This is a genomic window from Polaribacter sp. 11A2H (assembly GCF_011379025.1).
Lineage (GTDB): Bacteria > Bacteroidota > Bacteroidia > Flavobacteriales > Flavobacteriaceae > Polaribacter.
Genome location: NZ_WTLD01000005.1, coordinates 219,358 through 238,663 on the forward strand (window position 1 = coordinate 219,358; position 19,306 = coordinate 238,663).

The 19,306-nt window shown below is 29.0% G+C and carries 13 protein-coding genes; 4 read left to right on the forward strand and 9 right to left on the reverse strand.

The features are described from left to right. Nucleotides 1–72: 72 nt before the first annotated feature. From GQS58_RS08565 to lysA, 9 genes are all read right to left on the reverse strand, one after another. Complete coding sequence (locus GQS58_RS08565; RefSeq protein ID WP_166384858.1) at nucleotides 73–2,406, reverse strand: type IA DNA topoisomerase; 2,334 nt, start codon at nucleotides 2,404–2,406, stop codon at nucleotides 73–75. Nucleotides 2,407–2,465: 59 nt separating this feature from the next. Beyond that, on the reverse strand, nucleotides 2,466–4,844 hold the full coding sequence (locus GQS58_RS08570; RefSeq protein WP_166384860.1) for a restriction endonuclease: 2,379 nt from the start codon (nucleotides 4,842–4,844) through the stop codon (nucleotides 2,466–2,468). A gap of 12 nt (nucleotides 4,845–4,856) precedes the next feature. Beyond that, nucleotides 4,857–5,000, reverse strand: a complete 144-nt coding sequence (locus tag GQS58_RS08575) for a hypothetical protein (protein WP_166384862.1) — start codon at nucleotides 4,998–5,000, stop codon at nucleotides 4,857–4,859. A 177-nt stretch (nucleotides 5,001–5,177) separates the two neighbouring features. Continuing rightward, nucleotides 5,178–5,324 (reverse strand): hypothetical protein, encoded by a 147-nt coding sequence (locus tag GQS58_RS08580; protein WP_166384864.1) that lies wholly within the window; start codon nucleotides 5,322–5,324, stop codon nucleotides 5,178–5,180. 25 nt (nucleotides 5,325–5,349) lie between these two features. Beyond that, the gene (locus GQS58_RS08585) at nucleotides 5,350–7,473 is read right to left on the reverse strand and encodes a Tex family protein (RefSeq protein WP_166384866.1); all 2,124 of its coding nucleotides are present in this window, start codon (nucleotides 7,471–7,473) and stop codon (nucleotides 5,350–5,352) included. A gap of 102 nt (nucleotides 7,474–7,575) precedes the next feature. After that, the gene (locus tag GQS58_RS08590; RefSeq protein WP_166384868.1) at nucleotides 7,576–8,139 is read right to left on the reverse strand and encodes a porin family protein; all 564 of its coding nucleotides are present in this window, start codon (nucleotides 8,137–8,139) and stop codon (nucleotides 7,576–7,578) included. Nucleotides 8,140–8,418: 279 nt separating this feature from the next. Further along, nucleotides 8,419–8,934 carry a GNAT family N-acetyltransferase gene (locus GQS58_RS08595; protein WP_166384870.1) on the reverse strand — a complete coding sequence of 172 codons (516 nt, stop codon included), beginning with the start codon at nucleotides 8,932–8,934 and terminating at the stop codon, nucleotides 8,419–8,421. A 96-nt stretch (nucleotides 8,935–9,030) separates the two neighbouring features. Next, complete coding sequence (locus GQS58_RS08600) at nucleotides 9,031–9,642, reverse strand: fumarylacetoacetate hydrolase family protein (RefSeq protein WP_166384872.1); 612 nt, start codon at nucleotides 9,640–9,642, stop codon at nucleotides 9,031–9,033. Between the two features lie 96 nt (nucleotides 9,643–9,738). Then, nucleotides 9,739–10,968 carry a diaminopimelate decarboxylase gene (lysA, locus tag GQS58_RS08605; protein WP_166384874.1) on the reverse strand — a complete coding sequence of 410 codons (1,230 nt, stop codon included), beginning with the start codon at nucleotides 10,966–10,968 and terminating at the stop codon, nucleotides 9,739–9,741. Between the two features lie 300 nt (nucleotides 10,969–11,268). Between lysA and GQS58_RS08610 the strand changes: the two genes are divergently transcribed. From GQS58_RS08610 to GQS58_RS08625, 4 genes are all read left to right on the forward strand, one after another. Beyond that, nucleotides 11,269–13,137 carry a DNA topoisomerase IV subunit B gene (locus GQS58_RS08610; RefSeq protein WP_166384876.1) on the forward strand — a complete coding sequence of 623 codons (1,869 nt, stop codon included), beginning with the start codon at nucleotides 11,269–11,271 and terminating at the stop codon, nucleotides 13,135–13,137. Nucleotides 13,138–13,536: 399 nt separating this feature from the next. After that, nucleotides 13,537–14,472: a hypothetical protein gene (locus tag GQS58_RS08615; protein ID WP_166384878.1), complete on the forward strand. Its 936-nt coding sequence runs from the start codon at nucleotides 13,537–13,539 to the stop codon at nucleotides 14,470–14,472. Between the two features lie 582 nt (nucleotides 14,473–15,054). Further along, nucleotides 15,055–17,808: a DNA gyrase/topoisomerase IV subunit A gene (locus tag GQS58_RS08620; protein WP_166384880.1), complete on the forward strand. Its 2,754-nt coding sequence runs from the start codon at nucleotides 15,055–15,057 to the stop codon at nucleotides 17,806–17,808. Nucleotides 17,809–17,962: 154 nt separating this feature from the next. Beyond that, nucleotides 17,963–19,264: a LuxR C-terminal-related transcriptional regulator gene (locus GQS58_RS08625; protein WP_166384882.1), complete on the forward strand. Its 1,302-nt coding sequence runs from the start codon at nucleotides 17,963–17,965 to the stop codon at nucleotides 19,262–19,264. Nucleotides 19,265–19,306 lie beyond the last annotated feature (42 nt).

Here is a 19,306-nt window from a genome sequence, read left to right on the forward strand (position 1 = left end):
TTGTAAAGAGGATGTGAGATTTCTCAATCGCTAAAAAAAAACTTATTTCGAAATGACAGTTGATTGTAAATATTAACTACTTATAATTTTTATCACCAAATCTTTAGTCAATGGTTTTCCATTGGCTATTTTTTTGATGTTATCAAATGTGAAAACAAAATCGCAACCTGACTTATAAGCAGAACAACCATAAGCTGTTTTACCCTTTAAAATAGTTCCTTGTTTACATTTTGGACACATAATTTTATCAGAACTCTTTTCGACAGAGTTAGAAGTGACTACTTTTTGTTTAGGTTCTAATTTCAATTTAAAAGCATCATCAAATCTTATTAAGCCTTCTACAGAACCATTATCCGTTTTAAAGCCTTTTAAATTAGTAGTACAACCTTTGTCAACCAATCGTATCAATTGGTTTTCAGAAATTTTCTTCCCGTAAATTTCAAACGGAATTTTTAAATCGCAATTGTTTTTATATTCAGAACACCCAAAGGCAGAAGAACCTTTTAAGAGTTGTCCTTTTTTACATTTGGGACAAGTTTTTCCTGCAACTTGTTTTTTTGTTGGAGTTTTTTTTGTCTTTGAAACAATAGATTGCTTCGTTGAACTCGCAATGACTTCTGCGTTAGAAGTAATTCGTTTTTTAGAAGTATTAGAACGGACTTCATACACCAATTCATCTACCATTTTCTTCATATTATTAATGAAGGTTCCGGCGTTGAATTCTCCTCGTTCAATTTCTTTTAAACGTTTTTCCCAACGACCAGTTAATTCAGCAGATTTTAATAATTCGTTGTCAATAATATTAATTAAATCGATTCCGGTTTGTGTTGGTAAAACCAATTTCTTTTTACGCTCAATATATTTTCTTCGGAATAAAGTCTCAATAATACTTGCTCTTGTAGAAGGTCTTCCAATTCCGTTTTCTTTCATTAATTCACGTAAATTCTCATCATCTACTTGCTTTCCAGCAGTTTCCATGGCGCGCAATAAGCTTGCTTCTGTAAAATTTCTTGGAGGTTTGGTTTCTTTCTCTAAGAATGAAGGTTCGTGTGGTCCTTTTTCACCTTTTACAAATGAAGGCAATGTCATTTGTTCGTTTAATTCTTTCTTAATTTTGCTTTCTTCTGTTTCAAAAGCTACACGCCAACCTTTGGTTAAAATTTCTTTTCCGGTTGTTTTAAAAGGTACATCTGCAGCTTTACCAATTACTGAAGTATTAGAAACATCAGAATCTGGATAGAAAACACCAATAAATCTACGAGTAATAATATCGTACACTTGTTGCTGATTGTATTGCAAATTTCCTTGAATTCCGGTAGGAATAATTGCGTGGTGATCTGTTACTTTTTTATCATCAAAAACACGTTTCGATTTCTTTATTTTACTACCTAAAAGAGGTTGAGTAAGTGCGCTGTAATTTGTTAATTTAGATAAAATACCTGCAATTTTAGGATACACATCATTTGGTAAAAAAGTAGTATCAACTCTAGGATACGTAACTACTTTCATTTCATATAGCTTCTGAACCATTTTTAAAGTTTCATCCGCAGAAAAGCCAAATTTATTATTACAATATACCTGTAAACCAGTTAAATCAAACAGTTTCGGAGCGTATTCTTTCCCTTTCTTTTTGGTAACAGAAACAATCTCAAAATCAGATTCTTTCACTTTATTTGCTAAAACTTGTCCGTCTTCTTGTTTTAAAAAGCGCCCATCTTCATAATTGAAAAGGGTATTTCTATAGGTTGTTTGTAGTTCCCAATAAGGTTGTGGTTTAAAATTTTCAATTTCAACAAAACGATTTACCAACATGGCTAGGGTAGGAGTTTGTACTCTACCAACCGATAAAACTTGTTTAAATCCACCAAACTTTACGGTGTATAAACGCGTTGCATTTAACCCTAAAAGCCAATCTCCAATAGCTCTAGAATAACCTGCATAATATAAGTTGTCGTATTTTTCTGCAGGTTTTAGGTTTTTAAAACCTTCTTTTATAGCTTCTTCTGTAAGAGACGAAATCCATAAACGTTGTACTTCTCCTTTATAACCGGCTTGATTAATTACCCAACGCTGAATCAATTCTCCTTCTGTCCCAGCATCCCCACAATTAATTACAACCGTTGCTTTATCAAATAAAGATTTTACAATATTGTATTGTTTTCTAATTCCTGCATCTCCCGTAACTTTGGTGTCAAAACGTTCTGGAAGCATTGGTAGATTGTTCAAATCCCAACTTTTCCAATGCGGCTTGTAATCTTTAGGTTCTAAAAGTGTGCACAAATGTCCGAATGTATATGTTACCGCATAACCGTTTCCTTCGTAATAACCATCACGTTTTGTGTTGGCTCCTAGAATACTAGCTATTTCTCTTGCTACAGATGGCTTTTCGGCAATACAGACTTTCATTGATTATTTTTGTGAGGTCGAAATTAAGGAATTATTTGAGAAGTTTTTAATCTATTTAATTAAAATGGTAAATCATCTATTTCGTTAAGTATAATTGAATTAGGTCTATGAATTATTTTTTTCTCATTATAATAGCTTTCTAAATCATATTCATAATTATCATAAACTTCATTAGAATATTCATTTTCGTAAATTTCATCAATATCGTCTTCATTAAATTTTTTAGGAATTTCTGTTACACCTTCAATTATGTTGTTTTTAATAACTTGGTCCCAGTCTTTATTTTCAATAGAAGAAAAATTAAATACAAAATCTTCTGATATATTATTTTGAATGAATGTAAGGCTTTTCTTTAAATGATAAATTGAATCTTCAAAAAGGTCTTTTTCTTTAAGCCTTATTAAATATTCATACTCTTCATCAAACAAATCCTTAAATAAGGACTCTAAGTTTTTTAAAAAATATTCTATTGTTTTTTTTTGCAATGGAATATTTAAGTTTTTTGTTATGTAATTTTTAAATGAAAAATCATAATGGTTCTCCAGCAATTGCGTCCTATCAATGATATCATAAATTGTCTCATAGTTATTAATATAGTTTAAGAAAAAAGAATTATCCAAACTTGATAAAGTTTCATTAACGCTATAATTACTTATTGAGTTAAACATAAAATGATTTAAAAGGTATGAAGTATAACTATTTCTCTCATAAATGAATTCCCAATCTTTTATTGATTTTAAAAGTTTTGGAATAGTAGAATTATTAGGGTTTATATAATAATAAATGAAAATAGCACTTAAAAAAATTGACTCTTCATTTTTTTGATAATTTGTGTTGGTATCTAAGAAGAAGTTTGAATAGTTTGAATCAAGTTTTTCAAATTTATTATACTTAAAAAAAAACCAAAACCATTGCTCAATTTTGTGAGCAGATTTTATTATTCTTTCTTTCTCAGAACTATTATCTTGAATAAAATAAATAAGATAGTCTTGAAGGGATGGATTAATAAAAGAGATTTCTATATTTTTAGAAAAATTATTTATTGATAAAAATCCTTCATTTAAAACTCTTAACGATGTATTAAATGAATCAATGGGTTTTTTATAATTATTATTAGCTACTTCATAATTTAATCTTGAATTATAAAGGATTTCTAATTCAATTTTATTGGCACTTCCATTTGCAGAATAAAGTGTATTTAATAAAAATCTATCGAAATCAGTAATTTGTTTCAAATATGCGTGTTTCCAAATTTCTTTAGGGTTGGTTAAGTTTTCAAAAATAAATTTCTCAAATTCTTGAGGATTAAAATCTTTATTTAAGTCAGAAGTAAAGAACTCTATTATTCTAGGTGAGAAATTTTGATGAAAACAAATATGGGATGCATGTTTTTTTAAAATGTTCAGATTATTCAAATCTAAATTAGATTCCAATATATGAAGATCTAATATTCTCCTTTTGACTCCATAGCTATATGCTTTAACTTCTACTTTTGATTCTTTTTCTAAAATATCAGATTTATTTAATCTTTCAGATTCTTCAAGAAAAGAAGATAAAATAAACTTTCTTGTATTTAAAACTAAAAATTTATTTTCACTTCCTTCAATTAAGTTGATAATTTTTAAAAGATAATTTTCAGCAGCTTTTGATTTTGAAATTTCAGCTTGTGTATGACCGAGGAAATCATCAAAATAAAAAACCTGTTTACTTTTATCTAAATTAATAGTCTCCTCAATTTCACTAATTGAATCATAAATTATATTTATTTCATAGTCTCTTTTAATAAAGTCATATATTACCATGTCAGAAATTGTAGTTTTCCCAACTCCAGGCTCACCTGTAATAATTACGAATTTATTTTCTTTTAATTTTTCTAATGAATGGAAGTACGAAAATGTAGGGACAAATAACCGTAATTTTCTTTTTAAAATATTTGAAGTAAATTGTTTTCTTCTTCCTTCAAATTTATATTTTTGAATATTTCTTAAAGCAATTGAAGAAGAAAACCATAATTTATAATGTGTTTCTTCAAGCTCCTTATTTGTTCTTAATATGGAATTTAAATCATCTCTACCATAAATGTTACTTGTAGAAGTTATATATGGAGTAAATACTTCTTTTAAATCTAATTTATCTTGAAAGCTTAATTCGGAGGATGTTACAATATAGTAAGAATCAGGATTTAATAATTTGACCTTAGGTAGTTCAATGTTTTTTAAATTAGACTTTAATTTTGATAAAGGAGATTTTACATAATGTTTTACTTGAACAATTATGTTTTCACGATGATAACTCTCTCCTGAATATAAGTCAATACCTTTATCTTTTCCTTCTTTAAAAATTTGAAATCTAGGTTGATTTTTTTCTTTCTCTAAATTTAATAAATCACAAACTAGTTTTTCAAATTCGAAAGAATTAAGTGTTGAAAAGTCATACATAAGTATATCTTATTAATAATTTTCTATTTCTTTCCTAAAATCTTCCCAAGAAATACTTCTGCCTTCATCTAAATCTTTTATTCCTTGCTCTATTTCTTCTTTTTGAGATTGAGTTAAGTCATCCCAAAAATCCTTCTTTTCGTTTTTTATACTCATTTTATAAAGGTAAGAAATTTACTTCACCAAAGCCAATTGAATTCTTTTTCTAAACATATCAACTTCTGAAATTTTATAATAATTTATTTTAGAAATTTTACAATAGAATTTACATTTTGTTACAAAAATATTAAATATGAGCTCTTTTTGGGGTTTAAAACCTGTAGTATATGTATTTTATTTCAATTTTGAGAGCTCTTTTTTAACATCGTCCCAAGTTGTTTTTTTCTTTTTGTTAGATTCATTAACTTCTTGTTGAATCTCATCCTTTTGAGAATCTGTTAAGTCATCCCAAAGATCATTTTTTTCTATTTTATTGCTCATTTTATAAAGATAAGAAATTATTATTTTACTTTACTAAAGCCAATTGAATTCGTTTTCTCACAACATCAACCTCTATTACTTTTGCAATAATTTGTTGTTGTAGATTTACAATTGCACTAACGTCTTTTACAAAAGTATCTGATAAGTTAGAAACATGAATTAAGCCACTTTCTTTGATTCCAACATCTACAAAACATCCAAAATTGGTAATGTTATTTACAATTCCGGGTAAGAGTTGTCCTATTCTTAAATCGTCAATATTTTTAATATTTTTATCAAAAGAAAATACTTTTGCTTTGGCTCTTGGGTCCAAACCTGGTTTTTCTAATTCTTTAATAATATCTTCTAGAGTAGGTAGGCCAATAGTTTCTGAAATATAATTTTTTAGATTTATTTTCTGAATCAATTCTTTGTTACCAATAAATTCAGAAACTTTTATGTTATTATCTTTGGCCATTTTATCAACCAAAACATAACTTTCTGGATGCACGCCGGAATCATCTAACGGATTTTTTCCTTTTTTAATTCGTAAAAAACCAGCAGCTTGTTCGTATGCTTTTCCGCCTAAACGAGGTACTTTTTTAATGGTATTTCTAGAAGTAAAAGAACCATTTTCATTTCTATAATTCACAATGTTTTCTGCCAATTTTGGTCCAATTCCAGAAACATAACTCAACAAAGATTCACTTGCAGTATTAATATTTACACCAATGGTATTTACACAACTTTCTACAGTTGTATCAAGAGATTTTTTCAATTTCGTTTGATCTACATCATGTTGATATTGTCCAACTCCAATTGATTTTGCATCAATTTTAACCAATTCGGCCAAAGGATCTTGCAATCGTCTTCCTATAGAAATAGAACCACGAACGGTAACATCATAATTTGGAAATTCATCTCTTGCAATTTTAGAAGCGGAATAAATAGATGCTCCAGCTTCACTCACTACAAATACATCTACCGAATGTTTAAACTCAATTTTTTTAACCAATTGTTCGGTTTCTCTAGACGCAGTTCCGTTACCAATTGCAATGGCTTCAATTTTATGCGCTTCTACCAAAGAGCTTATTTTTTTGATAGCTTCTATGGTTTGATTTTGTGGTGCATGCGGAAAAATAGTTTCATTATGCTCTAAATCTCCTTGCTCATTTAAACATACAATTTTACAACCAGATCTAAATCCAGGGTCGATGGCTAAAATTCTTTTTTCGCCTAAAGGAGCACCTAAAAGCAATTGTTTTAAGTTTTTAGAAAATACGGTTATAGCGTCTTCATCTGCATTTTCTTTTGCTAATGATAATCTTTCGTTAGATAAAGATGGATACAATAAGCGTTTATAAGCATCTTTTATAGCGAGTTCTATTTGTGGAGTGCATTCGTTTTGCGTACGAATAATTCGTTCTTCCATTTTTTGAAGGGCTCTTTCTGTGTCAATTTCTATTTTAACACGGATAAAACCTTCATTTTCGGCTCTTAAAATTGCTAAAAATCGATGAGATGGAATTCTGCTTAAAGATTCGCTCCAATCAAAGTAATCTTTAAATTTTTGAGCTTTTTCATCTTCAGACTTTGTTTTTATTACTTTTGATGTAATTGTAGCATAACGTTCTAATTCTCGTCTAATATTATTTCTGATATCTGTGCGCTCATTAATCCATTCTGCAATAATGAATCGTGCACCTTCTAATGCATCATCAATAGTTACAACTTCCTTGGACGTGTATTTAGAAGCGGTATGTTCTAAGTCGTTTACACGCTGACTCATCATCATTTTTGCCAGTGGTTCTAAGCCTTGTAAACGAGCAGTTTCTGCTTTGGTTTTTCGCTTTTTCTTAAAAGGTAAATACAAATCTTCTAAAGCAATTAAATCTTTAGAAGTAGTTACTTTTTGTGTTAATTCTGCTGATAAAACATTTTGTTCTTCTAAGGCTTTTAAAATTGCTTTTTTACGCTTTTCTAAGGCTTCAAAAGTTTCTTTAAACTTGACAATATCACCAATTTGAACTTCATCTAAATTACCTGTCCTTTCCTTTCTATACCTACTGATAAAAGGAATTGTAGCATCTTCATTTAACAATGAAATAGTGTTTTCTACAGATTTAGAAGAAAGTTGTGTTTGTTGAATTATATATGAAAGTAACTGCATTTTTTATATGAATTTGATCAGAAAAAAGAACCTCATAAAAATGAATTTATGAGGTTGTAAATATAGTTTTATTTTGTGTTTTTCTTATATAATTGTCATGTCTTAAAAAAAGAAGTAGCCAACAGAAACTTGAAACACACCGTTTCTATTTTTATCAGTTTTCACTTCATTAATGTCAGAAAGACCAACATTATAACGTGCACTAAAATTAAGTCCGTTATCTAGTTTATATCCAAGTCCTAAATTTACTCCAAAATCTAGGTCTTTGTAAGCATTTTTAACATCTGCTTTTGTATTGTCATCTGTTGCTGAAAGTAAAAAACCCACTTGAGGTCCTGCTTCAAAACTTAGTCTTTTTGTAACATAATATTTTCCCATTAATGGGATGTTTAAATAATTTAAAGCAACAAAATCATTTGTGTCAGATCCTGTACTAAAACCATGACCAGAAAATAACAATTCAGGTTGAATCGAAAATTTTTCTGTAAAGGGAATTTCTGCCATTAAACCAAAATTAAAAGAGGTGACAGTGCCTAAATCTTTGGTATTGTCTCCGTTAATGGAAGCAAAATTTAGTCCAGCTTTAACTCCGAATTCGATGTCTTGTGCATTTGCATTTACAATGCTTAAAACTGTTAATAATGTTACTAGTAATACTTTTTTCATAATTATAATTTTAATTTGTTTGATACAAATAAATAGCTTTTTCTTGAAAAAAAAATCACTTTAATTTATGTTTAACCTTTTTAACTAACTTTATCGAAACAGTTTGTTAATTAATTGATTTTTAGGTTATTTTAACAAAATTTATCGATAAAATTTCTCATCCTTTGTCAGAAAAATCACTCGAAGTGACATTGCGTGTTATAATACGTTTACAAGTATGAGCATTCTGTCACTTCGAGTGAAATTTTTTTTTTAAGAATTTTGTGTCGAGAATTTTTTTTAGAGAATCACTTTCTCAAAGGCTAATCTTTTTGCATTATAGCCTGTGTAAATAATTCCACAATAGCTATAACCCAATTTTTTAATTAAAGACTGCATTCCTAGATTGTCTTCGTGAGTATCTATCTTTAAGCTTTTAATGTTTTTATCTTTTAATGTTTGATGAAATTCACTAAAAAGAAATGTTGCCAAACCTAATTTTCTAAACTCTTTTTTAATTGCCATTCTGTGTATTACTCCGTAGACTTTATCTTCATCTACCAACCAATTTCCGTCTATAACTTCCTTGTAAGTTGGTTCTTTTTTGAATGTAAACATAGAAGTTGCCATCACAATATTGTCATCATTTACAACAACATAACTTTCATTATTTTTGATGTCATTTTCTACTTGGGCTGCATTCGGATATCCGTTTTGCCATTGATCAATATGTAAGGATGCTAAGAGTTCTCTGGCGTCATCTATAATTGTCATTATTGCAGGAATATCTTCAATATTAGAAAGTCTTATTTTCATAAAAAAAATATAATAATATAGGGTTTTGTCAGATCGAGCGCAGTTGAGATCTTGTTTTTAATAATTAAAAATTCTCGATTACGCTCGAATAGACAATTAAATCATTTTAAAATCTAACAACAACTCTCCGTTAACAGAACATTGTAATTGATCTCCTTTAAAAATTTCTCCTTTTCCTAAAGCAGGAGTTCCTGTAAAAATTAAATCTCCAGGTTGTAAGGTCATATATTTAGAAATAAACACAATAATGTCAGCAAAATCATGAATCATATACGCTGTATTACTTTTTTGTTTTTCTTCTCCGTTTATTTTTAAATCGAAATCAATATCACCTAAATTATAATTAGAAACCGGTTTAAAACTAGAAATAGGAGCAGCACCATCAAAACCTTTCGCAAAATCCCAAGGATGTTTCGTTTCTCTTGCGTCTTTTAAAAGGTCTGTTGCAGTATAATCGATACCTACGGCAATTTCTGAAATATAAGAGTTTGCAGTTTCTTTAGAAATATTTTTTCCTTCTTTTCCTATTTTAACAACTAGTTCTATTTCGTAAATTAATTCGTTTGTAATGCTACTAGGGTATTCTACATCACAATTAACAGCTAAACTACTTTCTGGTTTTGAAAAAATGAACTTTTTAGCATTCTTTTTTTCGGCAATGTCTTTCAAGTCAGTAACGTAATTACTTCCAATTCCTAATATTTTCATTTTAAATTTGTTTTAATTATATAAGGTAAATTTAATAAAAAAATCCACCAAAAAATATATTTTCTGATGGATTTATAACTTGTTTAAAAGCTTTTTTTAAGCTTCTGCTTTTTCTGTTTTAGAAAAATCTACTACAACTTGGTTGTGTAAAATATCTTGAATTGTTTGTCTTTTTCTAATAAGGTAATCTTTTCCTTTGTGTACCATAACTTCTGCAGGAATATAGCGAGAGTTGTAGTTAGACGCCATTGAAAAACAATATGCACCCGCATTGTGGAAACATAAAACATCTTCTTCTGAAATCTCTGCAATTCTTCTGTTTGATGCAAACGTATCCGTTTCACAAATATAACCAACTACAGAGTAATAACGATCTCTTCCTTTTGGGTTAGAAATGTTGGTAATATGGTGATAAGAATCGTACATCATTGGTCTTACCAAGTGATTAAAACCTGTGTCTACATGTGCAAAAACCGTAGAAGTTGTTTGTTTAACAACATTTACTTTTGCTAAAAAAGAACCTGCTTCTGAAACTAAGAATTTACCAGGTTCAAACATTAAAGTAATGTCTTTACCATAATCTGCACAAAATTCATTGAATCTCTCTGATAACTGCAAACCTAATTGCTCTATATCTGTAGAAATATCTCCTTCTTTATAAGGCACTTTAAATCCACTTCCAAAGTCGATAAAATCGATGTTTTCGAATTGTTTAGCAACATCAAATAAAATATCAGAGGCACGTAAAAAAGTATCGATATCTAAAATATCAGAACCAGTGTGCATGTGAATTCCGTTGATATTCATTCCCGTATTTTCTACCACACGTTTAATATGAGGTACTTGGTGAATAGAAATTCCGAATTTAGAATCGATATGACCCACAGAAATTTTAGAATTTCCACCTGCCATAATATGTGGATTGATACGCACACAAACAGGAATGTCTGGATGTTTTTGTCCGAATTGTTCTAAAATAGAAAGGTTATCAATATTAATTTGAACACCCAATTTAGCAACTTCTTCAATTTCTGATAAAGAAACACCGTTTGGCGTGTAAATAATGTCGTGAGGCTCAATTCCTGTAGTTAAACACAATTGTACTTCTTGATAAGAAACAGTGTCTAAACCAGAACCTAAGTCTTTAAAGAACTTTAATATATTAATATTAGAAAGTGCTTTTACAGCATAATTTAACTTTAAACTTTTAACGCTGCTAAAAGCATTTGTTAACCTGTTGTATTGAGATTCTATTTTATCTGTATCGTAAACATATAAAGGACTTCCGTATTTATTTGCTAACTTTATTAATTGTGCGTTTTTCACTTTGTTTTATTTTATATCAGACGTCAAAAGTAATAAAATTGTTGGGTAAATAATGACTTGTTTAAAAATATAACATATTGTTTTTTTTTGTGATTTTTATGCGGAATTTGTATTTTTGAAGGAGTGTTAAATTTGATAATTTTTCCTTAATTTCTTTAGATTTTATTTTTATAAGTTGATAAAATTTAGATAAAAGAATCGTTGAAATCCTGTTGATAACTAATTGGCTGAGTCCTTTTATTTTAGCTTGTTTAATGCTATTTTAGCAAGGCTTCAAACCTAACAATAGTAACATATTTCATGAGTCAAGAAACAAAATATACCGAAGATAATATCAGGTCTTTAGACTGGAAAGAGCACATAAGAATGCGTCCGGGAATGTACATTGGTAAATTGGGCGATGGGTCTTCTGCAGACGATGGAATTTACATTCTTGTAAAAGAAGTTTTAGACAACTCTATAGATGAGTATGTTATGGGCGCCGGAAAAACCATTGAAATCTCTATTCATGGAAGCAAAGTTATTGTTAGAGATTATGGACGTGGAATTCCTTTAGGTAAAGTGGTAGACGTAGTTTCTAAGATGAATACTGGTGGAAAATACGACTCTAAAGCGTTTAAAAAATCGGTAGGTTTAAATGGAGTTGGTACAAAGGCAGTAAATGCACTTTCGTCATTTTTTAGAGTAGAATCTTCTCGTGATGGTAAATCTGCTTCGGCAGAATTTAGCCAAGGAAATTTAGAAAACGAAGAGTTTTTAGAAGAATCTTCTCGTAGAAAGGGAACCAAAGTTTCTTTTATTCCGGATGAAGAAATTTTTAAGAAGTACAAATTTAGAAATGAGTATGTTGCAAAAATGCTCAAATATTATGTGTATTTAAACCCAGGTTTAACCATAATTTTTAACGGTGAAAAATTTATTTCAGAAAACGGACTGAAAGATTTATTGGAAGATAACAACAATGTAGATGATATGTTGTACCCAATAATTCACTTAAAAGGAGATGATATAGAAGTTGCCATTACGCATAGTAAAACACAATATTCAGAAGAATACCATTCTTTTGTAAACGGACAACACACCACGCAAGGTGGAACGCATCAATCTGCGTTTAGAGAAGCAATTGTAAAAACAATTAGAGAGTTTTACGGCAAAGCTTTTGAAGCTTCGGATATTAGAAAATCTATTATTTCTGCGGTTGCCATTAAAGTAATGGAACCTGTTTTTGAGAGTCAGACAAAAACAAAATTAGGTTCTACAGACATGGGAGGAGACTTACCAACTGTAAGAACTTATATAAACGATTTCTTAAAAACGAAATTAGATAATTACCTGCATAGAAATACTGATGTTGCAGATGCATTACATAGAAAAATTGTTCAGGCAGAGAAAGAACGAAAAGAGCTTTCCGGAATTAGAAAACTAGCAAAAGACAGAGCTAAAAAATCTAGTTTACACAATAAAAAATTACGTGATTGCAGAGTTCATTTAGGTGATACAAAAAAAGAAGCCTATTTAGAATCTACACTTTTTATTACCGAGGGAGATTCTGCCTCTGGTTCTATCACAAAATCTAGAAATGTAAATACACAAGCGGTTTTTAGTTTAAAAGGGAAACCTTTAAATTCGTATGGATTAAGTAAGAAAATTGTGTATGAAAATGAGGAATTTAATTTATTGCAAGCTGCTTTAAATATAGAAGATGGTTTAGAAGAATTGCGCTATAATAATATTGTAATTGCAACCGATGCCGATGTAGATGGTATGCACATTCGTTTGTTATTGATAACATTTTTCTTGCAGTTTTTCCCTGAATTGATAAAAGAAGGGCATTTATATATTTTAGAAACACCGTTATTTAGAGTTCGGAATAAGAAAGAAACTTTTTATTGTTATTCTGATGAAGAAAAACGAGACGCTATTGCAAAGTTGAGAGGAAAACCAGAGATAACTCGATTTAAAGGTTTAGGTGAAATTTCTCCGAATGAATTTGTTCATTTTATAGGAAATGATATTCGTTTAGATCCTGTAATGTTAGACAAAGAAATGTCTATTGAGCAAATGCTAGAGTTTTATATGGGAAAAAATACTCCGGATAGACAGAAGTTTATTATAGAGAATTTAAAGGTTGAATTGGATACTATTGAGGATGAAGAGAGTCTATCTTAAATCTTTTCCGATGGAAAGGACTTTGATTAGTTAATGATTCCGGTAATGATGGGGTGGAGTGAATTTAGCTAAAGCCTCTGTGTTGATGGAATTAAATACCTATGGATAAATCCATAGGCAATTCAAAAGGTAAGAAAAAGGTTTATTATGATTTTGAATTGTCACAGGCTTTAGCCTGTGTTTAATAAATGATAAGAATATTGGCTTTAGCCAAATTTTAGAAGCGTTAAAAAGGAATTTGAATCTAAAAAGTTTTCTAAATAGTAATTTTTTTTAACCCTCTGAAGAATGTAAACCTAAAAAAATATAGTGGATGCAATTGGATACGTTCAATTAAAATAATACTGTTTTTTGGTATTAAAATTATTATGTTAAAGAAAATTTAAAAAAGAAACAATTATGAAGATTAAAATTACTTTATTTTGCTTATTAATTACATCAATAACTTTTTCTCAATTCCCAGGAGAAAGAACAAAAGAAACTCAAACAGGACCAGATAAAAATAGTTATAAAATTAAGGATGTTATTCAATTAGGTAATGCTTTAAATGGAGAAACATTTAGAAATATATTTGCTTATAAACATAAAAGTGTATTAGATAATATAGATGATGCTCTTGCTCTAGATGTAGTTCCTTCATATGATGTGTTTGAAGACAAAGACAATAATATGATAATAAAAGGGGAATATATTATTCCAGTGTCAAAAGAATTTAATGGCTTTAAAGGAAAAATTAGATATTTTAAACGTGTTAAATCTGAAAATAATTATTATACTTTTGCTATTATTAAAGTTCCAAACTCTCAAATGAGATTAGCCGTACCATTGCAAAGTGCTATTTTAACAGGAGAAATGATTTCGAAGAATAAAGCTTTTATTGCAAAAGAAATTGTAGAAAATAAAGTTTTAGATGAAATAAAGATAAAGTCTTTTTCAAATGATTATGATTTAAAATTATTGAGTTGTAAAGGAGATAAGAATACACAACAAGTAAGAATTGAATTTTTAATTAAACATAAAAAGGTACATCAAGATATTTGTTTTAATAAAAGTATAAAAGATGCTAAAGCTTACGATTTAGAAGGAAATGAATATAACTCAGATATTGTTTCGGTTGGTTCAAAAGTTTCTTCAAAATTTGCTTCTTACATGTGTAATAAAGTACCAACAAATATTCCTGTTAAGGCTTCAATTAATTTTATTAAAATTCTTCCAACAGTAGAAAAATTAAGTTTTGTAACTATAAAGATAGGTTACAAGGATTCTGATGGAGGTTATAAATACGAATATGGAAATATTGAAGTTCAAAATTTAGATATTGATTGGGAGAATTAAAATAATAAAACAACTTGAGGAGTCAATTTGAAACTTCAAGGTTTTAAAAGTAAACAAGTTAGATTTCCTTTTAGAGGGATTAAAAGTCTGTATGTTTAAAATGATTAATAATGAGTTTGAAAGTTTTAAGATTACAATTTGTTATTTTAAGGTTAATAAAATAAAAAGGAAATAAATGTAAACCAATAATTTGTATCAAGACCTCACAGGTTTTTAAAACCTGTGAGGTCTGAAAATTATATTTTTGTAATGGTTTAGAAAATAAAAATTGAAGGTCTCAATTTGAGACCGCCAATTCTAAAACGATGAGTTTGCGTTATGTTTCAATGTTTTTTACAGAACAACGAGTTGCCATGTTAATTAGTTTAGATGAATTGGTGGAGAAGAAATAAAATAGGCCAGAGACAAATAAAATCGGTTATAAAAAAGATTAAGATTAAAAAATATAGTTGGCAAGTACGCTGCGTTAGGGATTGAAGCGACATCCTTTTTGCTTTTTTTGCAAAAAGATACAGCGCAAAGCCTGTTAAAACGCCAAAAAAAAAAATAAGTAAACTCTTAAACGAATAAACGTTTTTTTAAATGAGTGAAGAAATTAACGAGAACGAACACGAAGAAGAATTAACGATTCCAGAAAATCAATCTGATTCTCTAGAAAATCCGGCAGAAGCGGTAGAAACCATAACCAAAGTTACAGGGATGTACAAGGAGTGGTTTTTAGATTATGCTAGTTATGTGATTTTAGAAAGAGCGGTTCCGTCGTTAGAAGACGGGTTAAAACCAGTGCAGCGTAGAATTATGCATTCTATGAAAGATTTAGATGATGGACGTTACAATAAGGTAGCAAATATTGTTGGTCACACCATGCAATATCATCCACATGGAGATGCTTCTATTGCAGATGCCATGGTGCAAATTGGTCAGAAAGAATTACTGATTGATATGCAAGGAAACTGGGGTAATATTTTAACGGGAGATAGAGCTGCGGCTTCTCGTTATATTGAGGCACGTTTGTCTAAATTTGCGTTGGATGTTGTTTTTAATCCGAAAACTACCGCTTGGAAAATGTCTTATGACGGACGTAGAAAAGAGCCAATAGATTTGCCTGTAAAGTTTCCGTTATTGTTAGCGCAAGGAGCAGAGGGAATTGCGGTTGGTTTGTCTACTAAAATATTACCACATAACTTTATTGAATTAATAGACGCTTCTATAAAGTACTTAAAAGGGAGAAGTTTTAAGATTGTTCCTGATTTTTTAACAGGAGGAATTGCAGATTTCACTCATTATAATGATGGTAAACGTGGAGGGAAGGTAAGAGTTCGTGCTAAAATTCATCAGCTTGATAAAAAGACGTTGGTGATTAATGAAATTCCGTTTTCTACGACCACCACCACTTTAATTGATAGTATTTTAAAAGCCAACGATAAAGGGAAAATTAAAATAAAAAAGATTGAAGATAATACAGCAGCAGAAGTAGAAATTTTGGTGCATTTACCACCAAATGTATCGCCAGATAAATCGATTGATGCGTTGTATGCTTTTACAAGTTGCGAAACATCAATATCGCCTTTAGCATGTACTATAGAAAATAATACACCTGTTTTTGTAGGTGTATCAGAAATGTTAAAGCATTCTACAGATTTAACGGTTGATTTGCTTAAAAAAGAATTAGAAATTCAGTTAAACGAACTGGAAGAGCAATGGCATTTTTCTTCTTTAGAACGTATTTTTATTGAGAACAGAATTTACCGAGATATAGAGGAAGAAGAAACTTGGGATGGCGTAATTGAGGCGATAGACAAAGGTTTACAACCACATATTAAACATTTAAAACGTGCGATTACTGTAGACGATATTACACGTTTAACAGAAATTAGAATTAAGAAAATATCTAAGTTTGATATTGACAAAGCAAGACAATTTATAGAAGGTTTAGAAGAGAAAATTGCTGTAGTAAAAGATCATTTAGCAAATTTAATTGAGTTTGCAATAAATTATTTTAAACGTCTAAAAGAGACGTACGGAAAAGACAAAGAACGTAAAACAGAAATTAGAATTTTTGATGATATTGTGGCTTCTAAAGTGGCAATGAATAATGCAAAACTCTATGTAAATAGAGAAGAAGGGTTTATAGGAACTTCTCTAAAAAGAGATGAGTTTATAACTGATTGTTCTGATATTGATGATGTTATTATCTTTAGAAAAGATGGAGGGATGATGGTGTCTAAAGTAGATACTAAGACCTTTGTAGGTAAAGATATTATTTATGTTGCTATCTTTAAAAAGAAAGACAGAAGAACCGTTTATAATTTTATGTACAGAGACGGTGCTAGAGGTGCGTCTTACATGAAGCGTTTTAATGTTACGTCTGTTACTAGAGATAAAGAGTACGATTTAACAAACGGAAATAAAGGATCTATTGTGCATTATTTTACTGCAAACTTAAATGGAGAAGCAGAAGTTGTAACGGTTAATTTACGTGCAGCTGGTAGTGTTAAAAAGTTAAAATGGGATATAGATTTTGCAGATTTAACGGTAAAAGGTAGAGCTGTAAGAGGAAATAGAATAACAAAATACGCCATTAAATCTGTAGATTTTAAATCTGAAGGTGTTTCTACATTAAAACCTCGTAAAATTTGGTTTGATGATACTGTGCAGCGTTTAAATGTTGATGAAAGAGGAGAGTTGTTGGGAGAATTTAGAGCAGAGGATAAGTTATTAATTATTACACAAAGTGGAAAAGCAAAAGCGGTAAAACCAAATTTAGCGATGCATTTTGAAGATGATATGATTGTCTTAGAAAAATGGAAGCCTAACAAGCCAATTTCTGCTATTTATTTTGATGGTGAAAAAGAGCGTTATTACGTAAAACGTTTCTTAATTGAAACAACTGAAAAAGAAGAAGAATTTATTTCTGATCATGTAAAAAGTCAATTAGAAATTGTTGCAACAGATTATAGACCAATTGCTGAAGTTCAATTTTCTAAAAGAAGTTTAGAAAATGAAGAAGTCAATTTTGAAGAATTTATTTCTGTTAAAGGAATTAAAGCACAAGGAAACCAGTTAACAACCGAAAAAATAAAACAAGTTAGGTTATTAGAACCCTTACCTTTTAATGAACCAGAAGAAGAAGTATCTGAAGATATAGATGATGCTGATGAAGAAGTTATTGAAGATGAATTGCCTATTGATATTCCGATACCGGAAACTAAAAAACCTATTTTAGAAGAACTTTCTGCAGAAGAAAAAGCAAAAATTGCATTGCAAAAATCGATAGCAAGAAAAAAAGCAGAGCAGAAAAAAATAGATGATGAAAATCAGACAAAGTTGTTTTAATTTTAATATTTTATGGAAGATAATTCTACATTAAAGAATAACGATATAGATAAAAAAGAAAAAAAAATACCTGAAATTCAATATCAAAAGAAAAAAATAAAACAACAACAAGAGCAGCAACAGCAATAATAATAATAATAATAGGAAAGTATATATGAAATTTAAGGTACTACTAATATTTCTTTTTTTTGTAGTATCTACTTTTTCTCAATCTGACGTTTATTATTTTAAAGATGCTAGTAGTAGTTTTAGTTATAAAGATATTGACAAAGTAGAATTTAAACCTTTAGAAAAGGATATTTTAGAAGAAAAATCTGGAGCTACTTTTTGGTTTAAGATACCAGCTAATAAAACATATTTAAGTTATATTTTTAGAATTATAAGTATAAGAGCTACGAATGCAAAGGCGTATCAAAATTTAAGAGAAATTAAAAAATTAAAGAATCAAAGGTATTCCTCTTTTAAATTTTCTAGAGAAGCGCCAATATATATAAAAGTAAGTTCTAATTTTAGTGCCTATTTTCCTGTTGAATTAAATACAGAAGAAGACGCTGCTTTTAAAGAAAAAGTACAATTACTTATTGATGGTTTTTATTATGGAGTTGCTTTTTTAGTAATTCTGTTTAGTCTTAATTATTTCTATTTTTTTAGAGACAATTCATTTTTATACCATGCTATTTTATTAGCCAGTCTAACTTTTAGTTTTATATTATCTGATGGTATTTTGCATTTATTTAATGTTGATGAAAAATATATTCAGTTTTTAATTTTATTAAATTTCACTGTTCTAGCTTACTTTGCATCAAAGTTTGCAAATAGTTTTCTGTTATTAGATATCTATTATCCTAAAGTAAAAAAGTATACTTATACAATAGGAGTAGGTATTATTTTATTTGTAATATTATTTTTAATTTTTAAAAAAAACGAATTATATATAACCTTAGGTGTTTTAACAGCTATACTTTTATTTATCTATTGGTTTTTAGGTGTGTTACTTTTTAAGGAAAATACACATACTAAATTATTTACATTTTCTTATGTAATTATATTGTTTAGCGGAATTGATTTTTTTATTTTAAAAAATTTCGGAATTTCTTTATTTGAAACCAATGCTACTAATTTAAAAATTGGTGGTTTTATACAAATTATAATCCTCTCTTTTGCTGTGTTATATAGGGAAAAGGATTTAAGGAAATATAATTCTTTAATGAAAAAAGATATTATAAAGTTTTCTAAAGAAATAGAACAACTTACAGTACAAGAAGAATCTATAAAGATAAATTTAGATGTTTTAAGTTTTAGAGAAAGAGAAATTTTTAATTTAATTGTATCTAGTAAGTCTAATAAAGAAATAGCAGCTGAAGTAAATATCTCTGTGAATACCGTTAAGTTTCATGTCAAAAACATTTATGGAAAATTAAATATTAAAAGTAGAAAAGAAGTTTTAAAAATTTAAGCTATTTTTAAGAGCTAATTAGAAAAAGAAAATTTACATTAA